We start from the raw sequence: 25,209 nt of genomic DNA, 5'->3' as shown, positions 1-25,209 counted from the left end.
GGGGTGCACGACTCCGTGATCCCTCCACCCGAGCGCCCGACCCTGCCGACCACCACGGGCGGCCGGTTCCCGGTCGGGCGCGTGTTCTGCGTCGGCCGGAACTACGCGGCGCACGCACGCGAGATGGGGCACGACCCCGACCGCGAGCCGCCGTTCTTCTTCACCAAGCCGGCGAGCGCCGTCGTGACGGACGGTGCGGACACCCCGTACCCGCCGCAGACCGCGCAGCTCGAGCACGAGGTCGAGCTCGTCGTGGCCCTCGGCGCCGGTGGGCGTGACGTCCCGGTCGACCGCGCGCTCGACCTCGTCTGGGGCTACGGCGTCGGCCTCGACCTGACCCGCCGCGACCTCCAGGCCGAGGCGAAGCGACTGGGGCGGCCGTGGGACCTGGCGAAGGGGTTCGACGCGTCGGCCCCGGTCGGCACGCTCGTCCCGGCCGCGGGCGTCGACCCGACCTCCGGCGCGGTGACGCTGCACGTGGACGGCGAGCTGCGCCAGTCGGGTGACCTCGGCGACCAGCTCTGGTCGGTCGCCGAGACGCTCGCCGAGCTCTCCCGGTCGGTCGCGCTGGCACCAGGGGACCTCCTGTTCACCGGCACCCCGGAGGGCGTCGGACCGCTGCGACGGGGCGACGTCCTGGTGGGGCGCATCGCGGGCGTGGGGAGCGTCGGCACGACGATCACCTGACCGGGCCGGGCCGGCACGACACGACACGACACGACACCGGCCCGGCCCGACTCGACCGGACCGCGCCCGCGACACGCCCGGCTGGGAACCCCCGCAGACCGACGGCGTACCACGGACCCAGGCGTCGGGGACCGGTGACGCCGATCCACCAGGACGACCAGCCGTGGCACGTGCGACGGAGCCCGTCCGGAGCCAGGAGGTGCGCCGTGCGGGAACACGACCTGCTCGCGACGTCCTGGACCTGGGCCGGTGACGCCCCCGTCGCCGACCGGGTCCGTGCCGTCGGGGACGCCGGGTTCGCCGGGCTGTCCCTCTCGCTCGACGACCTGCACGAGGTCCGCGCCACCACCGGGTTCGCGGCACTGCGGCGGGTGCTGGACCGCGCCGGCATCGTCTGGGTGCAGCTCGGACCGCTCGACCGCTGGTGGGCCTCCCCCGACCGCACACCCGACGACGAGGCCGACCGCGGTGTCGTGCTCGAGGCGGCAGCGGCCCTGGGTGCGTGGCAGGTCGTCGCGCACGCCGACGGCCGGGTCCGCCCGCTCTCCCCGACCGCGCTGCTCGACGACTTCGTCGACCTCGCGACCCGGACGGCGACCGTCGGCGCACAGCTCGTGCTCGAACCGGAACCGTGGTCGAACCTGCCGACGGTCGAGCGCGCGTCGCGGTTCGTCCGCGCCGCCGACCACCCCGACGCCGGGCTCCTGCTCGACGCCGCCCACGCGCTCCGCGGCGGCTCCACGCTCGCGTCGATCGCACAGGGCGTGGCCCCCGGGGTCCTCGCGGCGGTCGAGCTGAGCGACGGCCTGCTGCACACCCCGTCCGGCATGACGCTCGCCGAGGAGTCCCGCACGGCCCGGTACCTGCCCGGCGCGGGGGCGTGGGACCTGCCCGGGCTCGTCCGGGTCCTCCGCGGGCTCGGCCACGACGAACCGTGGGGCGTCGAGGTCCGGACGGCCGCCCACCGCGCCATGCCGCTCGCCGACGCCCTGCGCACCGCGGCCGCGGCGACCCGCGCGGTGCTCGACGCGGCCGACGCCGCCGACGAACCGGCCGCCCCGGCCATGCCGTCCACCCCCGCCCCGACGTCCGCCGTCGACTTCGAGCCGACCCCGCACCGGCACGGACACGGGCGCAGCCGCCCCGGCGTACCGTCGGCCCCATGACGGATCACGCAGCAGACGACGCCCTCCTCCGCCGCTCGCAGGAGTCCATCGACGAGGCGAAGGCCGCGGCGGCCGAGGTCGACCTCCCCGAACAGGAGGACCTGATCGACGAGGACCTGCCCGCCGCAGACCACGCAGCTCCGGCGGACGGCCCGGCCCCCGCGGCCTGACCCGCACCCCACCGGACGGACGCCGAGAGCGCCCGGGAGCACCAGCTCCCGGGCGCTCCGTCGTGCCGTCGCCGGGAATCTCCGATCCGGGTGTGACGAATCCCCGGTCCGACTCGTCACACCAGTGAGTTCCGGGACCGTGGGGGTCCCGGCGGCCCGGACCGACGACGTTGCGGGCGACGAGACGCGCCGTGGTCGGCTCCCCCCTGGACGGTCGACCACGGCGCCTCGGCGGCGGCCCGTGCGTCCCCTGATCCGGCGCACGGGCCGTCTTCACGACTCGCGGACCACGTCCCCCGGTGCCTTGTCCGGCCGCCACCCGCGCCACGACGGCTGCCGGAGCCGCCCGTCACCCGTCCACTCGGCGAACACGACCTCGCCGACCCGGTCCGCACGCACCCAGTGCGCGTCACGGGCGTCCGCCCGCGGGACGTCGACGAACGGTGGGGTCTTCCGCTCCCGCGACCGCAGCACCGCGGCGATCGCGTCGAGGTCGCGGTCGCTGAACCCCGTCCCGACCTTGCCGACGTACTCCAGCCCGTCCGGGCCGGGCACCCCGAGCAGCAGGGACCCGACCCCGCCGGCGCGTCGACCGGCCCCGGGCTTCCACCCGCCGACGACGACCTCCTGCGTGCGGTGGTGCTTCACCTTGACCCAGGCCTCGGACCGGCGGCCCTCGGCGTACCGCGAGGACCGCTTCTTCGCGACGACGCCCTCCAGCCCGCGGGCCGCCGACTCCGCGACGGCGGCGGCGAAGTCCCCCGCGGCGGCGGGCGGCACGGCGATCGCACCGCCCGGCTCCACGACGGTCGTCAGGGCGTCACGTCGTGCGTCGTAGCCGAGCCGGGTGAGGTCGTGTCCGTCGGCCTCGAGCACGTCGAAGAGCAGCAGCTGCACGGGTGTGGTCGCGCGGGCCGCTTCGACCTCCCGCCGCCGGGTGAGCCCCATCCGGCCCTGCAGCAGCCCGAAGGACGGGCGGCCCCGGTCGTCGGTGGCCACGACCTCGCCGTCGAACACGCCGTCGACACCGGCCCGCTCGGCGAGCTCCTGCAGCTCCGGGTACTGGTCGGTCAGGTCGTTGTCGTTGCGGCTGCGCAGGGTCACCCGTCCGTCGCGCACGGTCGCGAGGGCGCGCACGCCGTCCCACTTCATCTCGAACGCCCAGTGCGCCGGGTCGAATGTCGGCGTGCCCGTGGCCGGGGACGCGAGCATGGCCCGGCGCTCGGTCGGCTCGCGTCCGGCGTCCGGTCGCGCGGACGGACGGGAGGCGCGGCTCGCGTCCGCCCCGCCGCCACCGTCCGCCGTGCGGTCGGGTTGCTCCTTGGTGCGGTGGATCAGCCAGTTCTTCTCGTCGCCGTCCCGCCCACGACCGCGGGTGTGCAGCAACGCGAGGCGACGGACGCCGTTCGTCCGGCCGTGCAGCGTGACGATGACCTCCTCGCCCTCGCGCCACTTCTCGAGCTCGTACGTGCCGTCGTCCCAGATCGTCACCGTGCCGCCGCCGTACTCGGCGTGCGGGATCGTGCCCTCGAAGCCGCCGTACTCGAGCGGGTGGTCCTCGGTCTGGACCGCGAGGTGGTTCCTCCCCGGGTCGGTCGGTTCACCCTTCGGCAGCGCCCAGCTGACGAGGACGCCCTCGTGCTCCAGCCGGAAGTCGTAGTGGTCCCGGGTCGCGTGGTGTTCCTGGACGACGAACGTCGGCTTCCCGTCCCGCCGGACCGTCGGTGCCTCCTCGGGCACCGGTTCCGGGGTGCGCGACGCGTCGCGCTTCGCGCGGTAGGCGGCCAGCCGGTCGCGACCCGGCTGCTCCGCGGCGTTCGCACGCTGGGTCCGGTCGCCGTCCCGGTGACCGGAGTCGGGCCTCCCGACCGACAGCGAGGCGGACCCGACCGGGTGCAGGAGGTCCCCACGCGCCTCCAGGCGGTCGAGGACCTCGGCCAGCTCCAGCTGGGCGAGCCCCTTCGTCGTCAGCTCGTCCCAGGTGCGCGGTGCCGCGACCGTCGGCCGGTCACGGCCGCGCAGCGAGTACGGCGCGATCGTGGTCTTGTTGCCGTTGTTCTGCGACCAGTCGACGAACACCTTGCCCGCGCGCTCGGCGCGGCTCATCGACGACAGCACGAGGTCGGGCAGGTCCTGCTCGAGCGCCCGCGCGAGCTCGTGCGCGACGTCCGAGACGTGCTGCGCGCTGGCCCGCCCGTCCAGGGCGGCGTACAGGTGGATGCCCTTCGACCCGGACGTCACCGGGTACGGGTCCAGGCCCATGCCGCGCAGGAGCTCGCGGGCGGCGACCGCGACCTCGACGCACTCCGGGAGGCCGACGCCCACGCCGGGGTCCAGGTCGAGCACGAGGCGGTCCGGGTGCTGCTGCGCTCCGCGCGGGCCGAAGCGCCACTGCGGGACGTGCAGCTCGAGGGCGGCCTGCTGCGCCATCCAGACGAGCGTCGGCAGGTCGTCGACGACCGGGTACTCGGTGTCGTGCTCCTTGTGCGCGATCGTGTGGTGCCGCACCCACTCGGGGGCGGAGTCGGGCAGGTTCTTCTCGAAGAAGACCTTGCCGTCGACGCCGTTCGCCCAGCGCTTCCGGGTGACCGGACGGTCCTTGACGTGCGGGATCATCCACGGGGCGACCCGCTCGTAGTAGGCGATCACCTGCCCCTTCGTGGTGCCGGTCGCGGGGTAGAGGACCTTGTCGGTGTTCGACAGCGCGAGCCGACGGTCGCCGACGAGGACCGTGGTGCGGCGGGAGACCGGGCTCACGGGGTGGCCGCCCGGCGGGGGCGGGCCGCGCGGACCCGCGCGGTGCGGGATCGGGCCGCGCGGGCACGCCCGGCGCTCGTCGCGCTCACAGCGCGACCCCGGTCGCTCCCGCCACCGTGAGGGTGCTGCCGGACGTGTACGACGACTCCGGTCCCGCCAGGTACACGTACGCGCTGCCGAGCTCGACCGGCTGCGCGGGACGGCCGAAGGGGGTGTCCTCGCCGTAGTGGGCGATCTCGTCGCCCGGGTAGCTCGTCGGCTGCAGCGGCGTCCACACCGGCCCGGGGACGACCGTGTTCGCCCGGATCCCCTTCGCCGCGAGCTGCCGGGCCAGGCCGTTCGTGTACGTGGTGATCGCGGCCTTGGTCGCCGCGTAGTCGATCATCCGGTCCTGCGGTTGGTGCGCCGAGACCGAACTCGTCGTGACGATCGCGCTGCCCGGCGCCATGTGCGGCACCGCCGCCCGCACCAGCCAGAACAGCGAGTACAGGTTGACCTTCATCGTCCGGTCGAAGTCCTCGGTGGACTGCTGCGTGACGTCCTCGTGCACCTGCTGGTGTCCGGCGACGAGCACCAGGGCGTCGAGGCCGCCGAGCGCGCTCACGGCGTCCCGGACCAGGGTCGCGCAGAACGCCTCGTCGGTCAGGTCGCCCGGCAGCAGCACCGCCCTGCGGCCGAGGTCGCCGACGACGTCGCGGACCTGCTCGAGGTCCTCGAGCTCGTCGGGCAGGGCGTTCAGGACGACGTCCGCGCCCTCCTTCGCCATCGCGATCGCCGCGGCGCGCCCGATGCCGGAGTCGGCGCCCGTGACGAGCACCCGGTAGCCGGGCATCCGGCCCGTGCCGAGGTAGCTCGACTCGCCGTGGTCGGGCGTGGGGTCCATCGCGCTCGCGAGGCCGGCACCCTGCTGCGTCTGCGCCGGGAACGGCGGACGGGGGTGCTGCGAGCGCGGGTCCTGCTTGTCGAGCTGGCTCATGGGCCCATGGTGCTCGCGGTGGCGGGGACGGGTCTCAGGGGTGGTCGGAGGTGCGGTCGGCCTGGTGCGTGGTGTCGGCGTCGCGGCCCCCGTTCGCGGACACGTGTCCGGCGGACGAGCGGACGGGCGCGGCGAGCAGCCGTCCGGCCGCGGCCCGGCCGCCCGGGTCCCCGACGAGCCCGACGGCGGCGATGAGCGCCCACACCAGGGCGAGGCCCCAGTTCTGCGGCGACCCGGTCACGGCCGTCAGCGTCCAGAGCGCAGCGACCACGGCGGACAACCAACCGCTCACGCGGCGCCGTCCCAGGTCGCTCGTCCACTGCTGCACGCGGGGCCGCCAGACGGCTTCGGGTACGTCCGCCGGCACGCTGCCCGCGCGGATCCAGCGTCGGGTCTCGACGACCGCGGCACGGCCACCCCGACGCGACCAGTTCCACACCTGCGACGCCGGGAGCACGACCGCGAGGACGAGCCCGAGCACGACGACGGCCGTCCAGGGCGTCGGGACGTCCAACATCACGAAGAAGACCAGGGGGACGAGCGCGCCGACGAGCGCGAGCCCGACGAGCTGCCACCACCCCGCGGCGTCGATGCGGTCGGCCACGCGGTCCTGCTCCCCCGTGCGGTCCTGCTCGCCAGTGCCGTCCTGCTCCCCCGTCATGAGCGCGAGGCTACGCCCTCCGCCGACCACAGCTGCCGATCCGCCGACAACTGAGCGCCCGTCCGCACCCGCGCGGGCATCATGTGCGCATGAGGTCGATCTGGAAGGGCTCCATCGCGTTCGGGCTCGTCAACGTGCCCATCAAGGTGTACGCGGCGACCGAGACCCACGACGTGTCGCTCCACCAGGTCCACGACGACGACAAGGGCCGCATCCGGTACAAGCGCGTGTGCGAGTTCGGCCACGAGGTCGAGTACGGCGACATCCAGCGCGCCTACGACGACGGCGACAAGACCGTCGTGCTGACCCCGGAGGACTTCAAGCAGCTCCCCCAGGAGCAGTCGCACGAGATCGAGGTCCTGGAGTTCGTGCCCGTCGACCAGGTCGACCCGATGATGTTCGAGAAGACGTACTACCTCGAGCCCGACTCCCGCTCCCCCAAGGCGTACGTCCTGCTGCGGGAGACCCTGGCGAAGACCGACCGGCTCGCGATCGTGCAGTTCACGCTGCGGCAGAAGACCCGGCTCGGGGTCCTCCGCGTGCACGACGACGTCGTCCTGCTCCAGGGGCTGCTCTGGGGCGACGAGGTCCGCGCGCCCGACTTCAAGTCCCTCGATGCGTCGGTCAAGGTCAGCGCGAACGAGCTGAAGATGTCGTCGTCCCTCGTCGACAGCATGTCCACCGACTTCGACCCGGACCGCTACACCGACGCGTACCAGGAGGAGCTGCAGCAGCTCATCGACGCGAAGCTCGAGGCCGGCGACGACGTCGACACCGCGGAGACCTTCGGTGAGCGCTCGGACGACGAGGACGACGACGCGGGTGGGGACGTCATCGACCTGATGGCCGCCCTGCGGGCGTCCGTCGACAAGAAGCGGTCTGGAGGATCGGGGTCGCGTCCGTCGTCCGGCTCACGGGGGCAGGGCGGGTCGGCACGGAAGGCCGGCCAGGAGAAGGCTCCGGAGGAGGCCGGCAGCACGGAGCAGGCGGCGCCCGCGAAGAAGACGACCACGGCGACGAAGAAGACGACGGCAGCGAAGAAGGCGGCAGCGCCGAAGAAGACGACGGCGGCCGCGAAGAAGGCGCCCGCCACGAAGAAGCCAGCGGCGAAGAAGCAGGCCAGCTAGCCGTCCTTGCTCGTCCGCGGAGTGCGAGCGGGATCGACACCCACAGCGCCGCCGTCCCCACGAACACCACCACACTCCCGACGACCCCGCCGACGTCCCCGACCACGACGTCGAACACGAACACGAACAGCACATTGCCCGAGAAGAGCAGCGCGCTCGCCGCTGGTTCCGCTCATGCCCGGAACCTCCCTGCAGCTGTGATCGGGGTGGGGATCACGTCGTGATCCGACCAGTGACGACTATCTTGGACGGTATGGCAACCTCAGAGCTCCAGGCGTTCGAGCGCTCCGTCCGCGCCGACCTCCCCGAGATCGTCGACGAGCTCCGATCGGTGCTCGGCTCGAAGCTCGTCGCCTTCATCGCCGGGGTGAACGAGACCCGCGCGGTGCACCAGTGGGCCGAGGCGGGCGGTCGACGCCCGTCGAGCACGGTCGAGCAGCGCCTCAAGCTCACGTTCCGTGTGGCCGAGCTCATCGCGTCGAACGACGGCGACCGGGTGGCGCAGGCCTGGTTCCAGGGCCTCAACCCGCGACTCGAGGACACCTCACCAGCGCGCGTGCTCCGCGACGGAGACCTCGACGAGGCCGGTCCCCGCGTCCTCGCCGCCGCACGTTCCTTCGTCGGGAACGCCTGACCGCCGCGCATGGGGGCGTTCGCGACGAAGACTCCCGCTGCACCGGTCTGGCGAGTCGGCCGTGCGCCGTCGCCGTGGGCGTGGGTGGACTGGAAGTGGGCGGACGGGGGGACCTTCCCGGGACGGTGGGACGCGCCGAACCGGACATACCGGACGACCTACGCGGCGTCCTCGGCGTACGCGGCCCTGGTCGAGGTCCTCGCGCAGTTCCGTCCGGACCCGGAGCTGCACGAGGCGTTGGCCGGCATCGATGAGGACGAGGTCGACGCGCTCTACCCGACCGTCAGCGCGGGCACGATCCCGGCGTCCTGGTTCCATGCCAGGCGACTCGCTCGAGCGCGACTCCTCGGCGTCTACTGCGACGTCTCCGCCGCCGCGACGATCGCGGAACTGCGCCCGAGGTTCCTCGGGGCTGCTCGGTCCGCAGGACTCCCGGAGTTCGATGCCGCCGCGCTGCAGATCGCGGAGCGCCGTGCACTCACACAGCAGGTCGGCCTCGCCGTCTACACGGAGACGGACGCAGCGGCGAACCCGACGTTCGACGGCGTCCGGTTCCTCTCGCGGCACGGATCCGACCTGGAGCTCTGGACGGTGTTCGAACGTTCGACGGACGGCGAGCGGAGCGCCCTGCTCCGCGACGTCGAGGTCGGGCCGCTCACGAGCCACCATCCCGACGTCGTCGCCGCGATGACCCTGCACGGGCTGACGCTGGACGACTGACCCCGCCGTCACGAACCCGAAACACGCGTCCGGGAGACTGTCCCCATGACTCCACAAGAGCCTGGGAGCCTGCAGTCGTCATCCGTGACCGCCGGCCCGCCCGTCACCGTGTCCATCACCCGTCTCGTCGAACCCGACCGCATCCCCGAGGCCACCGCCTGGGTGCAGTCCGGCGTGAACCTGGCGAACCGCTACCCGGGCTTCCTCGGCTCCGGGTGGGTCCGCTCGCACGCGACCAGCCGCGAGTGGCACATGCTCTACCGCTTCGCCGACCACGAGCAGCTCGCGACGTGGGAGAACTCCGACGACCGCCTCCGCTGGCTCGACCTCGGGCGTGACCTCGTGGTCGAGTCCCGCGTCGAGAAGCGCACCGGCATCGAGGGCTGGTTCGACGCCCCGGCCGACGCCCCGGAGTCGAGCGCCCCGCCGCGGTGGAAGCAGGCGGTGAGCATCTGGCTCGGCTTCTTCCCGGTGAACCTCGCCTTCACCTACCTGATGGCCTGGCTCGTCCCCGCGTTCGCGCACGTCGCGGTCCTGCCCCGAGTACTGGTCACCACGCTCGTGCTGACGCCGATCATGACCTTCTGGGTGCTGCCCTTCGTGACGAAGCTCATCCGCCCCTGGCTGCTCGCCCCGCCGCGCGCCGGCTGACCCCGCCGACCGGGCACCAGCCGCTGCGGCTCACGCCGCCGGACCGTCTCAGCCGAGCACCGACAGCTGGTCGAGCCGCTCCAGGATGACGCCCTCGCGCAACGCCCACGGGCAGATCTCGAGCGCCGGCAGGTCGAAGATGTCCAGGCACGCCTCGGCGACGAGCGCGCCCGGCACGACCTGGTGCGCCCGGCTCGGCGAGACACCGGGCAGCGCGGCCAGCTCGGCGACCGACTTCGTCAGCAGTGACGGCAGCAGGCGCCGCAGCTCGGCGCCGTCGAGCGCGCGCGGGACGAGCGGGCCGGCCGCCGAGGGTGCCGCACCGCAGATGCGCGCGATCGACCGGAAGGTCTTCGACGTCGCGACGGCACGGTCCGGTCGGCCGGAACGCAGCAGCAGCCCGGCGTCGCGGGCGATCGCGACCCGGATCTCGTGCCGGATGCGGCGGACGTCGTCCTCGCTCGGTGTGCCGTCGGCGAAGTAGGTGCGGGCGAGCCGCGCGGCGCCGATCGGCATCGACCACGCGACGTCGGGCGCCTCGTCGCCACCGCCGGCGATCTCGAGCGAACCGCCGCCGATGTCGAACACCGCGAGGCGTCCGGCGGACCACCCGAACCAGCGCCGCACCGCCAGGAACGTCAGGCGCGCCTCGTCCCCGCCCGAGAGCACGGCGAGCTCGACGCCCGTCTCCCCTTCGACGTGCGCGAGCACCGCGTCCGAGTTCACCGCGTCGCGGACGGCCGAGGTCGCGAACGCGAGCATGTCCTCGCACCCGCGGTCCTCGGCGACGCGCACGGACTCGGCGACGAAGGACGTCAGGGCGTCGACGCCGGCGGGGGTCACCGCGCCGGACTCGTCGAGGTGTTCGGCGAGCCGCAGCGGCTGCTTGAACGACGACGCGGGCAGCGGCGCTGCCCCGCCGTGGGCGTCCACCACGAGCAGGTGGCCGGTGTTGGACCCGATGTCGAGGACTCCCACGCGCATGGCACAACGCTAGCGGCCGTGCGGTCCCCGGATGGCCGGGACGGGCGGACGGGAGGCCCGGCTCAGCCCCGCAGGAAGGTCTCCAGTTCCGACGTGGTCGGGTACGAGGCCTGTGCGCCCGGCTTCGTCGCGGCGTACGCCCCGACACCGACCGCGAACCGCGCTGCCTCGACCAGGGAGTCCCCCGCGTCGAGCCGGAGCGCCACCGCACCCATGAACGCGTCGCCGCAGCCCGTGGTGTCGACCGGGTCGACCCGGACGGCCGCGACCTCGACGGGTGCGCTGTCGCCGTCGTGCACGACGCACCCGGCACCGCCGCGCGTGACGATCGACCGCGCGACGCCGTGGTCGCCGAGCTCGGCGGCCTCGTGCTCGTTGACGAGGAGCACGTCGGTCAGGTCGAGCAGCTCCTGCGGCACGGCCCCGAACGGCGACAGGTTCGTCAGCACCGTGGCGCCCGCCGCCCGACCGGCCCGCGCGGCGGCGAGCACGACGTCGATCGAGACCTCGAGGCAGAGGCCGAGCACCCCGGCGCCGTCGAACGCGTCGGCGGGCACGTCGTCCGGCGTGAGCGTGGCGTTCGCGCCGCCCGAGATCACGATGGTGTTCTCGCCCGCGGCGTCGACCGTGATGACGGCGGTGCCCGTGGCGACGCCCTCGCGGGACGCGACCAGCGTCGTGTCGACCCCGGCAGCCGCGACGGAGTCGCGGAGCAGTCGACCGTTCCCGTCGTCGCCGATCGCACCGATCATGCGCACCGTTCCCCCGAGCCTCCCGGCTGCCACCGCCTGGTTGGCGGACTTGCCCCCGGGCAGGACCGCGAGGTCGGACCCGTGCAGGGTCTCCCCGGGCTGCGGGAAGCGCTCGGTGCGGACCACGAGGTCCGCGTTGAGGCTGCCGACGACGACGATGCCGCTCATGCGGTGACTCCTGTCTCGGCCGAGGCCGGGCGCGGGATGAGGAAGGACGTGGCGAGGGCCGCGCAGGTGATCACGGCACCGAGCAGCATGCCACCCGAGTAGCCCGCGGTGCCCGCGGACCCACCGGTGCCGAGGGCGGTCTGCAGCGCCGGCAGGACCGCGAAGCTGATGCCCGCACCGAGGTTGAACGCACCGGCGTTCAGGCCGGGCAGGAACCCGGGGTTCGACGCCGGCGAGAGCACGATGCCGAGGCCGTTGAGGATGATGTTCGCGACACCGGCGTAGGTGATGCCGATCAGGACGGTGGCCGCGACCAGGACGGGCAGCGAGTGCACGCCGACGAGCGCCATCACGACGGTCGCGACGATGCTGCCGACCAGGCCGACGCGGAGCACCGCCCGGTACCCGAGGGTCGGGGCGAGCCGGCCGGCGAACGGTCCGACGATCCACCCGACCAGGGCGTACGGCACGAGGAACGCGAGCGAGGCGAGGTCCGGCTCCATGCCGAACCCGACGTCGGGGTTCTGCGCGAGGCTCGTGACCAGGCCGTTCACCACCGCGAACACGCCCGTCATCGTCAGCAGCGTCGTGACGAGCAGCGCCCACGTGCCGCGACGGCGCAGGTACCGGGTCTCGACGAGCGGCTCCCGGACCCGCGACTCGATCGCCCAGAAGACCCCGAAGGCCACGAGCGCGACGACGATCCCGCCGACGACGAGGGCCCAGTTCGCCGCGCCGAGCTTGCCGGCCTCGTTGCACGCGGTCAACAGCGCGCCGACGCTGACGACGAGCGGCAGGACGCCGACCCAGTCCATCCGGGTGCCCGCCGACGGCCGGGACTCGACGCCCCAGCGAGCGACCATGAGCGCCGCGACCGCCGTCACGACGACGATCACCCAGAAGATGCCGCGGAACCCGAAGTGCGTCGCGATCCAGCCGCCGGCCAGGGCGTCGACGCCGGCGACGCCACCGTTGACCGCGGTGAGCAGGCCGAGGGCGGCGCCGTAGCGCTTGGGGTCCGCGATCTCGTTGCGCAGGACGAGCAGGCCGATCGGCACGACCGGACCGGTGACGCCCTGGATCATCCGGCCGACGAACAGCATCGGCACGTTCACCGCGAGCGCGGCGACGACGCTTCCGACGAGCATCACGAGGAGCATGGCGAGCAGGACCCGCTTGCGCCCGACGATGTCGGACAGGCGGGGCAGGAACAGCGAGAACAGCGCCGCGATCGTGAAGAACAGCGTCTGCGACAGCCCGATGGTGGCGTCGTCGGTGCGGAGTTCGTCGGCCATCGTCGCCAGCGCGGGGCTCAGCATGCTCGCGTTCAGCTGGAACGCGATGCACGCCGCGAGCAGTGCCGCGGTGAGGGCGGCGGTCGACTTCGTCGTCGAGGTGGTGGTCACGGCGCTCAGCGCTCCTGCGCGACGACGGTCACGTCGGTGTCGGTGTCGGTGTCGGTGTCGGCGACCGCCTCGGCGGCCGCACGCGGGGTCCACCCGGTGTCGGGCGTCTCCCCGATGCGCTCGAGCGCGTCGACGACGAGGTCCCAGAAACGCTCGTGGTCGAGCTCCATCGCGGCGCTCGTGCGGCAGTCCTCGGGCGCCGGGGACCGGAAGTCGGCGACGGTCATGCCGAGCGTGTGCGTGCCGTGGGTCTCGATCGTGATCGGGACCTTCACGGCGCGGACGATCGTCGGGTCGATGACGTACGCCACGGCGCAGGGGTCGTGCACGGGCGGCGAGTCGAAGCCCTGCGCGTCCTCGTAGGCCTTGCCGAAGAAGTCGAGCAGCTCCCCGACGAACGCCGCGGGCCCGGTGCCGACGGCGGCGATGCGCGCGGCGACCTCCGGGGTGGCGAGCGCCTGGTGCGTCAGGTCGAGGCCGACCATGACGACGTCCCAGCCGGCGCGGAACACGATGTCGGCGGCCTCGGGGTCGATGACGATGTTGAACTCGGCGACCGCGCTCCAGTTGCCGCCGTGCACGCCGCCGCCCATGAGCACGACCTGCTTGACCCGCTCGACGATGCGCGGCTCCTTGCGGACGGCGAGCGCGATGTTCGTCAGGCCGGCGGTCGGCACGATCGTGACGGTGCCCGGCTCGTGCGCCATCACGGTGTCGATGATGAGGTCGACCGCGTGCCGCTCGTCGAGCGCGAAGGACGGCTCGGGGAGCATCGGCCCGTCGAGGCCGCTCTCGCCGTGGATCTCGGGGGCGACCTCGATCTCGCGGAGCAGCGGTCGGGGGCTGCCTGCGGCGAAGGGCACCCCGGTGATCCCGGCGATGCGCGCGACGGCGAGGGCGTTGCGGGTGACCTTCGGCAGGGTCTGGTTGCCGACGACGGTCGTCACGGCGAGGAGCTCGATCGCGGGGCTCCCGTGTGCGAGCAGCATGGCGACGGCGTCGTCGTGGCCGGGGTCGCAGTCGAGGATGATCTTCTGCTTCGTTGCATCGGGCACCTTGGGCGCTCCACTTCGTCGGGGATCGGGGTCGGACGGCTCGTGTCCGGGTGTCCGCGCTCGGGCGGACGGATGTCTGTGCTTGACGCGGTGGGGTCCGTGACGTGGAGGAACCAACTCCGGCACGGCGCGTCAAGCGTTTGACATCACACCACGTCAAACGCTTGACGTCAACTCGCCGAGCGGTTCTCGCCCTGGTCGGCCGGTCGCGTCGCTAGGCTCGTCGGGTGCCGTCCTCCGCCCTCCCGGCCCGCCGTGTCACCGCGGCGATGGTGGCGGAGCGCGCCGGCACGAGCATCGCGACGGTGTCCCTCGTGGTGAACGGCAAGGAGCGCGGACGGGTCTCGGCACCGATCGCCGCCCGGGTCCGCGAGGCCGTGCAGGACCTCGGCTACGTCGTCGACCACGCCGCGAGCTCCCTGGCCCGCGGCACCGGCGACCTGGTCGTCCTCGTCGCCCCCGACCTGTCGAACCCGTTCTTCGCCGAGGTCATCCGCGGCGTCCGGGACACGCTCGGCGACCGCCACCAGCTCGTGTTGTCCGTCACCGAGCGCGGTGCCCAGCCGTCCGCCGCGGACCTGCGCCGGTTCGAGCGGCTGCGTCCGGCCGGCATCCTCGTGGACGCCCCGGCCGCGGGCGAGGTCCTCGACGCCGCCGTCCCGGTCGTCCTGCTCGACGCCCCGGACGCCCCGGCGGGAGCGGTCGCCGTCGACTACGACCTGACCCTGGGCATCGACGAGCTCGTCGCCCACCTGCGCGAACGGGGACACGAGCGGGTCGCGTACCTCGACGGCACCGCGCGCGTCGCGACGTTCGGCGTCCGGCACCGGCTGTTCGACGAGGCCTGCGCGGCCGCCGGCATCACCGTCTCGGAGCTCGGCGCACGGGCGGACCTGACCGTCGACGCGGCGGCCGCCGCGACCGAGCACGCGATCGAGGCCTGGCACGAGGACGGGGTCACCGCCGTGGTCGCCGCCGCGGACACGCTCGCCTACGGAGTGCTGCGGGTCGCCGGCGCGATGGGGCTGCGGGTGCCCGAGGACCTCGCGGTCGCGGGCTTCGACGACCTGCCGTCCTCCTCGGTCACCGCCCCGGCCCTGACGAGCGTCGCCCTGCCCGGGGCGGAGCTCGGTCGGGCGGCCGCGCTCCGGCTCCTCGCCGCGATCGACGGGACCACACCCGAGCCCGTCGCGCTGCCGACGCGCCTGGTGCGGCGCGCGAGCACCGGCGGCTGACGGGTCGCGGTCCGCACGCTCCTCCCCTGCCGTCGCCGAAGCGACAGATCGCGGGCGGGGCCGGGCCACGTCGGTCAGCCGTCGTCCCCGCGAGGGCGACAGATCCCGTGTCGGGTCGGCCGTCACCCCTGCCGAAGCGACAGATCGCCGCCGACAGTCGGCTGTGATCTGTCGCTTTCGCGAGAGGCCCGCCAGCGGACGGCGGGCGGCGGACAGCGGGTGGCGGGTGGCGGGTGACGGGCGGCGGGTGACGGGACTGGACCGGCGCGGCAGGGGCGGTGGGCGGGTGCGCGGACGGACGGGAGGCGCGGTGCCAGCCGGCACCGCGCCTCCCGTCCGTCACGTGGTCACCGCGACCGCTCGGTGTGGCCGAGCGCGTCAGGCGCGGGGCGCCCCGCGCTCCGCGTCGGCACCGACCTCCGTGTCGGCAGTGCCGTCGGCACTGTCCGGGGCCGCGCTCGTGGCCGCGCCGGGAGCCGTCGCGCCGGCCCGGCCGGCGCGCTGCGCCCGCTCGAGCTCGTCGGCCTCGGCGCCGCCGACGGCCTCGCCACGGGCGACCATGCCGGCCGTGTCCGACAGCGTGATCTGCGGCAGGAACAGGGCGAGCAGGAACGCGATCGCGATGAACGGCAGCAGGTACCAGAACACCGGCGCCAGGGAGTCGGCGTACGCGTTCACGATGCCGTCCTGCACGGCCTCGGGCAGCTTCGCGACCGTCGCCGGGTCGATGCTCCCCGCGGAGGACGCCGCGTCGGTCGCCGAGCCGCCGGCCGAGGTGAACACGTCGGTCAGCGCACTCGTCAACCGGGCGGTGAACAGCGCACCGAAGACCGCGGTGCCGAGGGAGGCGCCGACCTCGCGGAAGTAGTTGTTCGTCGACGTCGCGGTCCCGACCTGGTCGGCGGGGACGGCGTTCTGCGCGACGAGGACGACCACCTGCATGATGAGCCCGAGCCCGGCGCCGAAGACGAACAGGTACGCGCAGATGAGCCAGATCGGGGTGTCCGCGGCGAGCTGCGTCATGGCGAGCATCGCGAGGGCGACGAGCACGGTGCCGACGATCGGGAACAGCCGGTAGCGACCCGTCTTCGTGATGAGGTTGCCGGACGCGATCGAGGTGCCGATGAGGCCGACCATCATCGGGAGCATGAGCAGACCGGAGACCGCGGCCGAGGTGCCCGACGCCATCTGCAGGAACGTCGGGACGAAGCCGATCGCCGCGAACATGCCGATGCCGAGCACGAGGCCGATGCCGGTCGCGAGCAGGAACGTGCGGTTGCGGAAGAACGACATCGGCAGGACCGGGTCCTCGACGCGCGACTCGACGAGCACGAGCAGCGCGGCCGAGACGACGAGTCCCGCGAACCAGGCCCACGTCTCGAGGGCGTCCCAGCCGTGGTCCTTGCTGCCGCCGAACTCCGAGAAGAACACCAGGCAGGTCGTCGCCGCGGACATGAGGACGACGCCGAGCACGTCGATCTTCTTCTCGGCCTTCTTGGTCGGCAGGGTCAGCGCGAACCAGGCGACGAAGAACGCCGCGATGCCGACCGGGATGTTGATGTAGAACGCCCAGTTCCAGGTGAGGTGGTCGACGAAGAAACCGCCGAGCAGCGGGCCACCGATCGCCGAGAGCCCGAAGATCGCGCCGAGCGGACCGAGGTACTTGCCGCGCTCCGAGGCCGGCACGATGTCGGCGATGATCGCCTGCGACAGGATCATCAGGCCGCCGCCGCCGAGGCCCTGCATGGCGCGGAACACCACGAGCTGCGTGAAGTCGCCCGCGAACGCGCACCCGGCCGAGGCGATCGTGAACAGCGCGATCGCGACGAGGAACAGGTTGCGGCGGCCGAGGACGTCGCCGAACTTGCCGTAGATCGGCATCACGATCGTCGAGGCGAGCAGGTACCCGGTCGTCAGCCACGCCTGGTGCGCGACGCCGCCGAGCTCGCCGACGATGGTCGGCATCGCCGTGGAGACGATGGTCTGGTCGAGGCTCGACAGCAGCATGCCGGCGATCAGGGCGGAGAAGATGATCCAGATGCGGCGCTGCGTGAGGAGCAGCGGGCCGTCGGATCCGGGGCGGGCACGCTTCGTGCCCTGCGCGGTCGCGCTCATGCGGTGTGGTCCTGTCCGGTGGTGGTGACGGCCGCCCTGAACTGGCGGAGGTTCTCGGTGAGCAACACGTCGAACGTGGGGCCGGTCGCCTCGTCGTACGCGTCGTCGAAGTAGGTGCCGGCGGTGACCTTGAGCAGGCCGGCGGCGGCCTCGGCGACGAGCTGGGCGCGCCGGTCGTCGGGGTCGGTCCAGCCGAAGCGCTCCCGCACGGCCCGGCCCACCGCGGTGAGCTGGACGTCGGCGGCGGCGAGGAACTTCGCGACCATCACGGGCTCGCGCTCGAAGACCCGGCGGACCAGGGCCTCGTCGGCGCGGTCGAGCCCGACGACGTGCATCTGCTCGATGGCGAGCGCGACGATCGACCCGAGCGGGTCGAGGTCGCCCGGGACGAGCGAGCCCTCGGCGTAGGCGCGGAGCATCTGCTCCGACGCACCCTGCTCGATGCCGAGCACGGCGTCGTCCTTCGACGCGAAGTGGTTGAAGAACGTGCGCCGCGAGACGCCGACGGTCTCGCAGAGCTGCTCGATCGTGAAGCCGTGCAGCCCGTGCTCGATCGTCGCCCGGCGTGCCTCGACGACCATGCGTCGGCGCAGCGCGCGGGTGCGTTCGGTGGTGCTCACCGGGCAAGAATTGCACTCTGGCGCTGAGAGTGCAACAGGAGGACGGGTTACAGGGCCTTCGCGAAGCAGCGCGAGAAGGGCATGGTCGCCGCGTAGGGCTCGTAGATCGGGATCGGCTCCCAGCCGGTCTTCTCGTACAGGGCGACGGCCTCGGGCTGCTTGTCCCCGGTCTGCAGGATCACGCGGGCGACGCCCTGCTCGCGGGCGATCTGCTCGCTCTCGGCCAGGAGCGCGGTCGCGGCGCCCTTGCCCCGCGCGGCGGCGAGCACGATGAGGCGCTTGAGCTCGACCTCGTCGCCGAGCCACCGGACGGCGATGTGCCCGAGGGCGCTGCCGTCCTCGTCGATGGCCAGGACCGAGGAGATCACGGTCGCCGGATCGACGGCGAGCACGCGGTTCCGCTCGGCGTTCACGGCGGGGTCCTCACCGGCGTTGCCGGGCCCGTAGCGCTCGTGCATCTCCTGGTCCATGGTGGCGCGGAGTTCCACGCCACGGGGGTCGTCCCAGCCGACGCGCTCGATCGTGATCACGATCGACCATCCTCGCACGCGCCGGCGCCAGCGCCAGCGCCAGCGCCAGCGCCTCAGCCGAGCTCGGCGATCGGCCCCTCGCCCGCCCGCAGCGCCGCGAGCACGGCAGCCGCGTCGTCGTACACGACCGCGGCCCCGGCGCCCCGCAGCTCGTCGCCGCCGATGCCGCCGGTCATCACACCGATGCACCGCACACCGACCGTGCCGGACGCCTCGACGTCCCACATCGCATCGCCGACCATGACCGCACGCGACGGGTCGACGCCGACCTTGCCCAGCGCGACCTCGACGATGCCGGGCGCGGGCTTGGCCTCGCCGACGTCCTCCGCACTCGTCTCGGCGGTCACCCACGCGGTCGCGTCGAGGAGCTCGCGCAGCACGGACAACTCGGACTCGGGCGCACTCGTGGCGAGGACGACCGCGTGCCCGCGCGCGGCGACCTCCTCGAGCAGCTCGCGCGCCCCGGGCAGCAGGCGCAGCTGCGGCATGTGCTCGGAGTAGTAGGCGGTGTGGAACTGCTTCGCCTGGTCGCGGACCTCGTCGGATGCGTCGGGCAGCAGCTCCTCGAGCAGCCGGCCCGAGTCCATGCCGATCGCGCGGTGGATGCGCCACGCGTCCACCGACTCACCGGCCGCCCGGAAGGCGCGCCACCACGCGTCGATGTGCGCGTAGTTCGAGTCGGCGAGGGTGCCGTCGATGTCGAAGAGGACAGCGGTCGTGGGAGCGTCAGCCATCCGTCCAGCCTGCTCCCCCTCTCACCGGTGCCCGCCCAGGCGCAGGCGACCGACCGGCACCGGGGCACCCGGTTGCGCGCCCGACGCAGCCCGCACCCGCCCGGCGCGCGCCCGCCCGGCCGGCCCGGTCGCTCAGACCTCGATCGACTCCCCCGACGCCAGGATCGTCACCGGCACCGTCCCGAGCATCTCCGGCCCGAGGAACCGCGCGGTCGACTGCTGCCCGACCTCGCTGAGCATCGCCTCGTGGATCTGCACGACACGCTCCGGCGCGACCGCGCGCACGTGGTCGACGGCCTCGGCCATGTGCGTCCACGGACCGCTCGTCGGCATGAGGAGCGTCGACACCGGCACGCCCGGCGCCAGGTACGCGTCGCCGGGGTGGAACACGGCACCGTCGACGAGGTACCCGACGTTCGCGACCACCGGCACGTCCCGGTGGATCACGGCGTGCTCCTCGCCGAACACCCGCACCGCGAACGGCCCGACCGAGAACGAGTCGCCGGCCTCGACCGCGACGACGCGTCCGTCGTGGTCGCCGAGCTGGTCGACGACCGGACGGGGTCCGCGGACGACGAGCGCGGGGTTCGCGGCGAGCCCGGCGCGCACGGCATCGACGTCGAGGTGGTCGAAGTGCTCGTGCGTGACGAGCACCGCGGTGGCGGCACGGACGAGGTCGGCCGCCTCGGGGGTGAACGTCCCGGGGTCGAGCACGATGGTCGCGCCGTCCCGCTCGAGGACGACCGTGGCGTGGTTGTACTTCGTCAGCTGCATGGCACCAGTCAACGCCCGGCCGCGCGACGGCATGCCGTCGCGCTCTGAGGGCCCGTTCAGTCGCGACGCGACCAGGGGACGGACGGGAGGCGCGGTACCGGCTGGCACCGCGCCTCCCGTCCGACCGTGGTCACGGTCGCGGTCGTGGCGACCGTCAGTTGCTGCGCACGTCGTCCGCAGCGCTCTTCGCGTGGTCCTGCACGTCCGACGCGGCGCCCTGCGCCTCGTCCTTGACGGTCTGGGCCGCGTCCTGCGCGGTGCCCTTCAGGTCCTGCGCGTGCTCCTTCGCCACGTCCCCGAGCTGCGAACCGACGTCCTTCGCCTGCTCCTTGACGTCCTCGACGAGGGGTGCGGCGCGGTCCTTCAGCTCACCGACCAGCTCCTCCTCCTTGTCCGTCGTGGGCAGCAGCGACGACACGAGCCACCCGGCACCGAACGCGATCAGGCCGACCGCGAGCGGGTTGCCCTTCGCCTTCGCGACGCCCTGGTGCGCGACGTCCTTCGCCTGCCCGGCGACGCCGGAGGCCGAGTCGGACACGCTCGACGCCGAGCCGGACACGCTCGACCGGGCGGAGTCGGCCGCGCCCATGACGGACTCGCGGACGCCCTGGAAGCGGCTCTTCACCTTCTCGGTCTGGCGGTGCGCGATCGACGACGGGCTGACCTTGTCGGCGAGCGCGTCGACGTCGGAGCCGAGCGTGCCGCGGGTGCGCTCGATGTCGGCGCGGATCTCATCTGGGGTGCTCATCGGTTCCTCCCGGTGTTCGGCTTGAGTGCTTCGGGGACTTCCTTGACGGTCTCGACCGTCTGCGGGGCGCCCTGGATCTCCTTGATCTCCCGGCGGCCGCGGACGGCGAGGACCGCCGCGACGATGCCGTACACGACGGCGATCACGACCGCCGACCACGCGTTGCCGATGAGGTACCCGAGACCCCACCAGGCGGCGATCGACAGGAACAGCAGGGCGAACAGCGCGGTGAGTCCGGCGCCGCCGAACATGCCGCCGGCCTTGCCCGCCTTCTTGGCCGACTGGGTCAGCTCGGCCTTGGCGAGGGCGACCTCCTGACGGAACAGCGTCGACAGGTCCTGGGACACGTCGGACAGCAGCTGGCCGAGCGGGGTCGTGGCCGCGCGCTCCTCGGGTGACGGCTCCGCGGCCGGGAAGCCCCCGGGCGTGCTCTGGCTCATGCGCCGTCCACCGTCCCGTCGGTGTGGTGCTCGGCTTCCTTCTCGTGCTTCACCTCGGCGGTGAGCGCCTTGGTCAGGCGGCCGGCGAGCAGCCCGGCGCCGGCGGCGAGCGCGATGAACGTTCCGGGGCGCTTCGCGGCGAAGGACTTCACCTCGCTGAGGAGCGAACCGGGGTCGCGGTCCTCGAGGTAGCCGGCGACCGAGGTGGCACGGGTCGACAGGTCGCGGACGACCTTCGACGCGACGCCCTGCTCGTCGTCGTTCTCGGCCATCCGACCGAGCTGCTCGCCGAGGCTGCGGAGGCCCCCGGCGGCACGCTGCTGCTGGTCGGCGGCCTGGCCCTTGAGCGTCTCGGACGCCTGGCCGTAGAGCTGCTTGGCGTGGTCACCGACCTCGGATGCGACGTTGGCCGCCTGCTCCTTGGCCGTGCCGGCGACGTCGGCCGCCTTGGCCTTCGCGTCACCGGCGACGTCCTGGGCGGCACCCTTGGCTGCGTCGGCCTTGCCACCGGATCCGGAGCCTGAGTCGCCGCCGGTCGGCCCGCCGGTGCTCGGGACGGAGCCGGTCGTGCCGCCGATGCCGGACGACGGACCGCCGAGCGGGCCGCCGACGGCGTCGTCGAAGCCGCCGCCGGTCGTCGTGCTCGACGTCACGGGGGCAGCGGCGCCCGCGGCGGACGGTGTCGCGGGGAGCTGCTCGTCGGCGGGCAGCGCGTCGAGCGGCTCGACGTCGTCGAAGCCCTCGGGGCGACGGACGGTGTCGTCGAAGGCAGCGTCGTCGAAGGTGCTGTCGCCGGACGGGGTGTCGGTCGAGCCGCCGGCGAAGGACGGGACGAAGACGCCGGGGCGCACCTCGTGGCCCTCGGCCGCTGCCGTCGCGTCGTGGATGGGCGTCCCGGAGTCGTTCCCGGGTGGGTTCGTGGTCATGGTCGGCCTTCCGGTCGGGTCGCCACGGGCAGGTCACCCGGGGCGTTGGAGCCGACCGTGCGCGGACCGCACTGCGGCCTCGCCCAGGAACGCCACGGAGCGCGGATCCGTCCGTGCAACGCGGATCCTGCCGTCCGTCCAGCGCGGCTGCGGCAGGATCGCAGGGGTGCCGAGTGTGACCGTCGTCGTCCCGGTGCTCGACGACGCCGAGCACCTCGCCCGCTGTCTGCGTGCCCTGTCGGCGCAGACCCGACCGCCCGACGAGGTCGTCGTGGTCGACAACGGCAGCACGGACGACAGCGTCGCGGTCGCACGGCGTGCCGGGGCGGTCGTGCTGCACGAACCCGTCCGCGGCATCGCCCGGGCGTCCGCCCGCGGGTACGACCACGCCGCCGGCGACGTCATCGTGCGCCTGGACGCCGACTCGGTCCCGCCGCCCGGGTGGATCGCGACCGCCCTGCGGCTGCTCGAGCGGTCCGACGTCGTCGCGGTCACCGGTCCCGGACGCCCCTACGACGGCGGTCCCGTGGTGCGCCGCGTGTGGGACCTGCTCTACATGGGCCCGTACTTCCTGCTCGTCTGGTCGGCGCTCGGGCGGGCGCCCCTGTTCGGCTCGGCGACGGCCCTGCGGCGCTCGACCTGGACCGCGGCCCGTGGGCGCGTGCACCGGGACGACCCCGAGGTGCACGACGACGTCGACCTGGCGATGGCGTTCGACCCGGCCTGGCGGGTCGTGGTCGACCGTGCGCTCACGGTCGAGGTGTCGGCGCGGCCGTTCTCGGGCATCGGTTCGGCGCTGCTCCGCACGCGGCGGGCGTTCCACACGTTCCGGGTGAACGGGCGGCGAGCGAACCCGGTGCGGCGGTGGGCGCGGCGGTTCCGGGTCGCGTTCCGGCGTCGGGCCGGCGGGCGCTGGACGCACCGCTGACCCGGACGCACGCCGGCCCCGGAAGCACCGCTGGCCCGGACGCACGCCGGCCCCGGAAGCACCGCTGGCCCGGACGCACCGCACCCCCGGTCCACGGCGGGACCGGGGGTGCGGTGACGGCACGGGAGTGCCGACGGGTCAGACCCGCAGCGACACCGTCTCACCGTCGACCGCGACGTGCACGACGTCACCGGCGCGGACCGAGGACGGCAGCTGCACGGTGTCGAGGCCGAGCGCCCCGACCACGTCGGCGCCGAGCTCCCGCCCGTGCTCGTCGGTCACGACGGCGAACCCGTCGGCGCCCGCCACCCGGACGACCGGGCCGGACCAGTCCCGGTGCTCGACCACGGCAGCGAGGCCCTGGTCACCGCGCCGCCCGGAACCCACGACGGTCTCGAGGCGCGCGCCGGTCTCGTCCTCGATCACCACGCCGAACGAGAACGCCGTGGACGCGCGGATCGAGAACACCCCGGAGCCGTCGGCGTCGAGCCACTCCTCGTGGACCGGGGAGTGCGGCAGCGCGGTACGGATGCTCGCCGAGGCGTACGGCGTCCCGCCGCTGACCAGGACGGTGTAGCCGGTCCGGGTGGCGCGGACCGCGTCCACGTGCAGCGCGCTGGCGTGCGCGGACGCCGCGGCGACGGTCGACGGAGCGGTCGGGGTGGGCACCCCTGTCGCGGTCGCCGCGGTGGCGGCGGTCGGTACGACGAGGGCGGCACCGACGCCGAGCACGAGGGCCGTGGTCACCCCGAGGCGGCGGGCGCTCACCGGCCGCCCCCGAGCTGGTAGCCGTACGTCCGGACGACGGACTGCTTCGCGCCGAGGGACTGCGACAGCGCGATCGCGTTCTGCCCGGGGGTGAAGTGCGCCGGGAGTGCCGCGCTGCCGGTGGCGTCGGCCGTCGCCGAGGTCGCGACACCGTTCACCGTGAGGGTGATCGTCGCACCGGGGACACCCGTGACGCGCAGGGTGTGGTCGAGCGACCCGCCCGCGACGGCGCGCGAGATGCGCTGGACCTCGTCGGTGTCGGTGTGGTCGGACGGCGCGTCGAGCGGCAGCCCCGAGAAGTCGACCGTGATCGTGTCGGTGCGCTCGGCGCCGTCGCGGGAGACCACCGTGTAGCGCGCGTGGTCCTGCCCGTCCGGGCGGAGCATGAGCGAGGTCTGCCCGCCGGTCGGCGTGGTGGCGACGAGGCGGCCCTGGTCGTCGCGGACGTCGACCGGGTTCGGGGTGGACAGCCCGAGCGCGACCCGGACCACGACGAGCTGGTCGCGGACGAACGTCTGCTGGGCGAACGAGGTCACGAGCGGACGGTCCGCGGCGGTGCTGGCGGACGCGGGCACGGTCGGGGCGGCGCTGGCGACGGTGGCCGGGGCGACCGCGCACGCGGCGAGCGCGATCACGGTGCCGGCGAGCGCCAGGCGGACGGGACGGGGGGAACGGGGCACGGTGCCTCCTCCGGTCGGGGACAGGGAGGTGCCATCGTCGGGCCCGAGCGCCGAGAACATTCCGAATGTCATGTTCCACGGTGGATCGACGCCGACGCATCGACGCTGCACGACACCGCCGCGCGGCTCCGACCACGTCCGTCCCGGCCCGCGTTCACGCCCCGTCGCTGCGCCCCGGGCGGGACCGCACGTGCGCCCGCTCGCCCTGCGGCCCGTACAGGCAGAGCACCTCGGTGACCTCGTCGCTCGTGTTGCCGACCCAGTGCGGCGTGTGCGTGTCGAACTCGACGACCTCACCCGGCCCGAGGTCGAAGTCGCGGTCGCCGAGGAGCAGCCGCAGCCGTCCGGACAGCACGTAGAGCCACTCGTAGCCCTCGTGCGTGCGCTGCGTGCGGTCGGCCGTCGGGGGCTCGGGCGGGTACAGCTGCTTGAACGACCGGACGCCCCCGGTGCGTCGGGTGAGCGGCACCACCACGCGTCCGCCGTGCTGCTCGGGCTTGAGGTGCACGCGCGGGTCCCCGGTCTGCGGCGCCCCGACCAGGTCGTCGAGCGGCACCTGGTACGCCTTCGCGAGCGGGAGCAGGAGTTCGAGCGTCGGCTTCCGCTGCCCCGACTCGAGCCGGGACAGCGTCGAGACGGAGATGCCGGTGCGCTCGGAGAGCGCGCCCAGCGTGACGTCTCGTCGCGCACGCAGGGCGCGGAGTCGTGGGCCGACCGCCTCGACCACCTGGGCCGTCGTGCGCGTGGCGATCCGTTCCTCCCGGCTGGTGTCCATGCCGCCATGTTGCCAGACCGGC

The 25,209-nt window shown here is 73.7% G+C and carries 27 protein-coding genes; 9 read left to right on the top strand and 18 right to left on the bottom strand.

Translation table 11 applies throughout. From position 1 onward, the window contains the following. Positions 1–15: 15 nt before the first annotated feature. From QOL16_RS02155 to QOL16_RS02145, 3 genes are all read left to right on the top strand, one after another. The gene (locus QOL16_RS02155; RefSeq protein ID WP_305405223.1) at positions 16–687 is read left to right on the top strand and encodes a fumarylacetoacetate hydrolase family protein; all 672 of its coding nucleotides are present in this window, start codon (positions 16–18) and stop codon (positions 685–687) included. A 206-nt stretch (positions 688–893) separates the two neighbouring features. After that, positions 894–1,853: a sugar phosphate isomerase/epimerase gene (locus QOL16_RS02150; protein WP_071283500.1), complete on the top strand. Its 960-nt coding sequence runs from the start codon at positions 894–896 to the stop codon at positions 1,851–1,853. Further along, positions 1,850–2,023, top strand: a complete 174-nt coding sequence (locus QOL16_RS02145; RefSeq protein ID WP_171898813.1) for a hypothetical protein — start codon at positions 1,850–1,852, stop codon at positions 2,021–2,023. The genes QOL16_RS02150 and QOL16_RS02145 overlap by 4 nt, the downstream gene beginning before the upstream one ends. Before the next feature lie 273 nt (positions 2,024–2,296). Here QOL16_RS02145 and QOL16_RS02140 read toward each other — a convergent pair whose 3' ends face one another. The 3 genes from QOL16_RS02140 to QOL16_RS02130 all read right to left on the bottom strand — a co-directional run bounded on the left by QOL16_RS02140 (position 2,297) and on the right by QOL16_RS02130 (position 6,417). After that, entirely contained in the window at positions 2,297–4,780 is a 2,484-nt protein-coding gene (locus tag QOL16_RS02140; RefSeq protein ID WP_071283503.1) for an ATP-dependent DNA ligase, read from the bottom strand. Positions 4,781–4,865: 85 nt separating this feature from the next. Next, positions 4,866–5,756, bottom strand: coding sequence for an SDR family oxidoreductase (locus QOL16_RS02135; protein WP_065963993.1), 891 nt, complete (start codon positions 5,754–5,756; stop codon positions 4,866–4,868). Between the two features lie 34 nt (positions 5,757–5,790). Further along, positions 5,791–6,417 carry a hypothetical protein gene (locus QOL16_RS02130; RefSeq protein ID WP_065963997.1) on the bottom strand — a complete coding sequence of 209 codons (627 nt, stop codon included), beginning with the start codon at positions 6,415–6,417 and terminating at the stop codon, positions 5,791–5,793. An 89-nt stretch (positions 6,418–6,506) separates the two neighbouring features. Between QOL16_RS02130 and QOL16_RS02125 the strand changes: the two genes are divergently transcribed. From QOL16_RS02125 to QOL16_RS02110, 4 genes are all read left to right on the top strand, one after another. Beyond that, positions 6,507–7,544 (top strand): Ku protein, encoded by a 1,038-nt coding sequence (locus tag QOL16_RS02125; protein ID WP_071283506.1) that lies wholly within the window; start codon positions 6,507–6,509, stop codon positions 7,542–7,544. 253 nt (positions 7,545–7,797) lie between these two features. After that, positions 7,798–8,178: a hypothetical protein gene (locus QOL16_RS02120; RefSeq protein WP_065963999.1), complete on the top strand. Its 381-nt coding sequence runs from the start codon at positions 7,798–7,800 to the stop codon at positions 8,176–8,178. 9 nt (positions 8,179–8,187) lie between these two features. After that, entirely contained in the window at positions 8,188–8,898 is a 711-nt protein-coding gene (locus QOL16_RS02115) for an RES domain-containing protein (protein WP_071283511.1), read from the top strand. A 45-nt stretch (positions 8,899–8,943) separates the two neighbouring features. After that, positions 8,944–9,549 carry an antibiotic biosynthesis monooxygenase gene (locus QOL16_RS02110; RefSeq protein ID WP_065964001.1) on the top strand — a complete coding sequence of 202 codons (606 nt, stop codon included), beginning with the start codon at positions 8,944–8,946 and terminating at the stop codon, positions 9,547–9,549. A gap of 48 nt (positions 9,550–9,597) precedes the next feature. Here the strand turns inward: QOL16_RS02110 and QOL16_RS02105 are convergent, their stop codons facing one another. The 4 genes from QOL16_RS02105 to QOL16_RS02090 form a co-directional block, all read right to left on the bottom strand. Beyond that, a complete protein-coding gene (locus QOL16_RS02105) occupies positions 9,598–10,533 on the bottom strand; it encodes a Ppx/GppA phosphatase family protein (RefSeq protein ID WP_071283514.1) in 936 nt (311 codons plus the stop codon). Between the two features lie 62 nt (positions 10,534–10,595). Further along, a complete protein-coding gene (locus tag QOL16_RS02100; RefSeq protein WP_071283517.1) occupies positions 10,596–11,453 on the bottom strand; it encodes a ribokinase in 858 nt (285 codons plus the stop codon). Beyond that, on the bottom strand, positions 11,450–12,859 hold the full coding sequence (locus QOL16_RS02095; protein WP_071283521.1) for an MFS transporter: 1,410 nt from the start codon (positions 12,857–12,859) through the stop codon (positions 11,450–11,452). The genes QOL16_RS02100 and QOL16_RS02095 overlap by 4 nt, the downstream gene beginning before the upstream one ends. A gap of 5 nt (positions 12,860–12,864) precedes the next feature. Further along, positions 12,865–13,914: a nucleoside hydrolase gene (locus QOL16_RS02090; RefSeq protein ID WP_305411275.1), complete on the bottom strand. Its 1,050-nt coding sequence runs from the start codon at positions 13,912–13,914 to the stop codon at positions 12,865–12,867. 227 nt (positions 13,915–14,141) lie between these two features. Here QOL16_RS02090 and QOL16_RS02085 point away from each other — a divergent pair, with 227 nt between their 5' ends. Beyond that, a complete protein-coding gene (locus QOL16_RS02085; RefSeq protein ID WP_253181684.1) occupies positions 14,142–15,149 on the top strand; it encodes a LacI family DNA-binding transcriptional regulator in 1,008 nt (335 codons plus the stop codon). Positions 15,150–15,527: 378 nt separating this feature from the next. On the opposite strand, the gene QOL16_RS02080 is transcribed toward QOL16_RS02085, so the two are convergent. From QOL16_RS02080 to QOL16_RS02045, 8 genes are all read right to left on the bottom strand, one after another. After that, a complete protein-coding gene (locus QOL16_RS02080; RefSeq protein WP_071246446.1) occupies positions 15,528–17,264 on the bottom strand; it encodes an MDR family MFS transporter in 1,737 nt (578 codons plus the stop codon). After that, positions 17,261–17,884: a TetR/AcrR family transcriptional regulator gene (locus tag QOL16_RS02075; protein ID WP_216093112.1), complete on the bottom strand. Its 624-nt coding sequence runs from the start codon at positions 17,882–17,884 to the stop codon at positions 17,261–17,263. The genes QOL16_RS02080 and QOL16_RS02075 overlap by 4 nt, the downstream gene beginning before the upstream one ends. A gap of 47 nt (positions 17,885–17,931) precedes the next feature. Then, the gene (locus tag QOL16_RS02070; RefSeq protein WP_253181601.1) at positions 17,932–18,414 is read right to left on the bottom strand and encodes a GNAT family N-acetyltransferase; all 483 of its coding nucleotides are present in this window, start codon (positions 18,412–18,414) and stop codon (positions 17,932–17,934) included. A gap of 53 nt (positions 18,415–18,467) precedes the next feature. Continuing rightward, a complete protein-coding gene (locus tag QOL16_RS02065) occupies positions 18,468–19,148 on the bottom strand; it encodes an HAD family hydrolase (protein WP_071283524.1) in 681 nt (226 codons plus the stop codon). Between the two features lie 132 nt (positions 19,149–19,280). Further along, a complete protein-coding gene (locus QOL16_RS02060) occupies positions 19,281–19,922 on the bottom strand; it encodes an MBL fold metallo-hydrolase (RefSeq protein ID WP_065961418.1) in 642 nt (213 codons plus the stop codon). 154 nt (positions 19,923–20,076) lie between these two features. Further along, positions 20,077–20,670, bottom strand: coding sequence for a DUF3618 domain-containing protein (locus QOL16_RS02055; RefSeq protein WP_071246450.1), 594 nt, complete (start codon positions 20,668–20,670; stop codon positions 20,077–20,079). Then, positions 20,667–21,110: a phage holin family protein gene (locus QOL16_RS02050; protein WP_065961421.1), complete on the bottom strand. Its 444-nt coding sequence runs from the start codon at positions 21,108–21,110 to the stop codon at positions 20,667–20,669. The genes QOL16_RS02055 and QOL16_RS02050 overlap by 4 nt, the downstream gene beginning before the upstream one ends. After that, positions 21,107–22,036, bottom strand: a complete 930-nt coding sequence (locus QOL16_RS02045) for a hypothetical protein (RefSeq protein WP_071246452.1) — start codon at positions 22,034–22,036, stop codon at positions 21,107–21,109. Before QOL16_RS02045 ends, QOL16_RS02050 begins: the two co-directional genes overlap by 4 nt. Before the next feature lie 166 nt (positions 22,037–22,202). Between QOL16_RS02045 and QOL16_RS02040 the strand changes: the two genes are divergently transcribed. Next, entirely contained in the window at positions 22,203–22,964 is a 762-nt protein-coding gene (locus QOL16_RS02040) for a glycosyltransferase family 2 protein (protein WP_254780205.1), read from the top strand. Between the two features lie 138 nt (positions 22,965–23,102). Here the strand turns inward: QOL16_RS02040 and QOL16_RS02035 are convergent, their stop codons facing one another. From QOL16_RS02035 to QOL16_RS02025, 3 genes are all read right to left on the bottom strand, one after another. Continuing rightward, positions 23,103–23,732 (bottom strand): hypothetical protein, encoded by a 630-nt coding sequence (locus QOL16_RS02035; protein WP_071246456.1) that lies wholly within the window; start codon positions 23,730–23,732, stop codon positions 23,103–23,105. After that, a complete protein-coding gene (locus QOL16_RS02030) occupies positions 23,729–24,412 on the bottom strand; it encodes a hypothetical protein (protein WP_139197403.1) in 684 nt (227 codons plus the stop codon). The genes QOL16_RS02035 and QOL16_RS02030 overlap by 4 nt, the downstream gene beginning before the upstream one ends. A gap of 154 nt (positions 24,413–24,566) precedes the next feature. After that, complete coding sequence (locus tag QOL16_RS02025) at positions 24,567–25,187, bottom strand: helix-turn-helix domain-containing protein (RefSeq protein ID WP_065961432.1); 621 nt, start codon at positions 25,185–25,187, stop codon at positions 24,567–24,569. Positions 25,188–25,209 lie beyond the last annotated feature (22 nt).

Source organism: Curtobacterium sp. MCBA15_004 (genome assembly GCF_001865055.2).
GTDB lineage: Bacteria > Actinomycetota > Actinomycetes > Actinomycetales > Microbacteriaceae > Curtobacterium.
The sequence above is the reverse complement of the archived record's forward strand: the minus strand, read 5'-3'. Positions and strand labels throughout refer to the sequence as shown.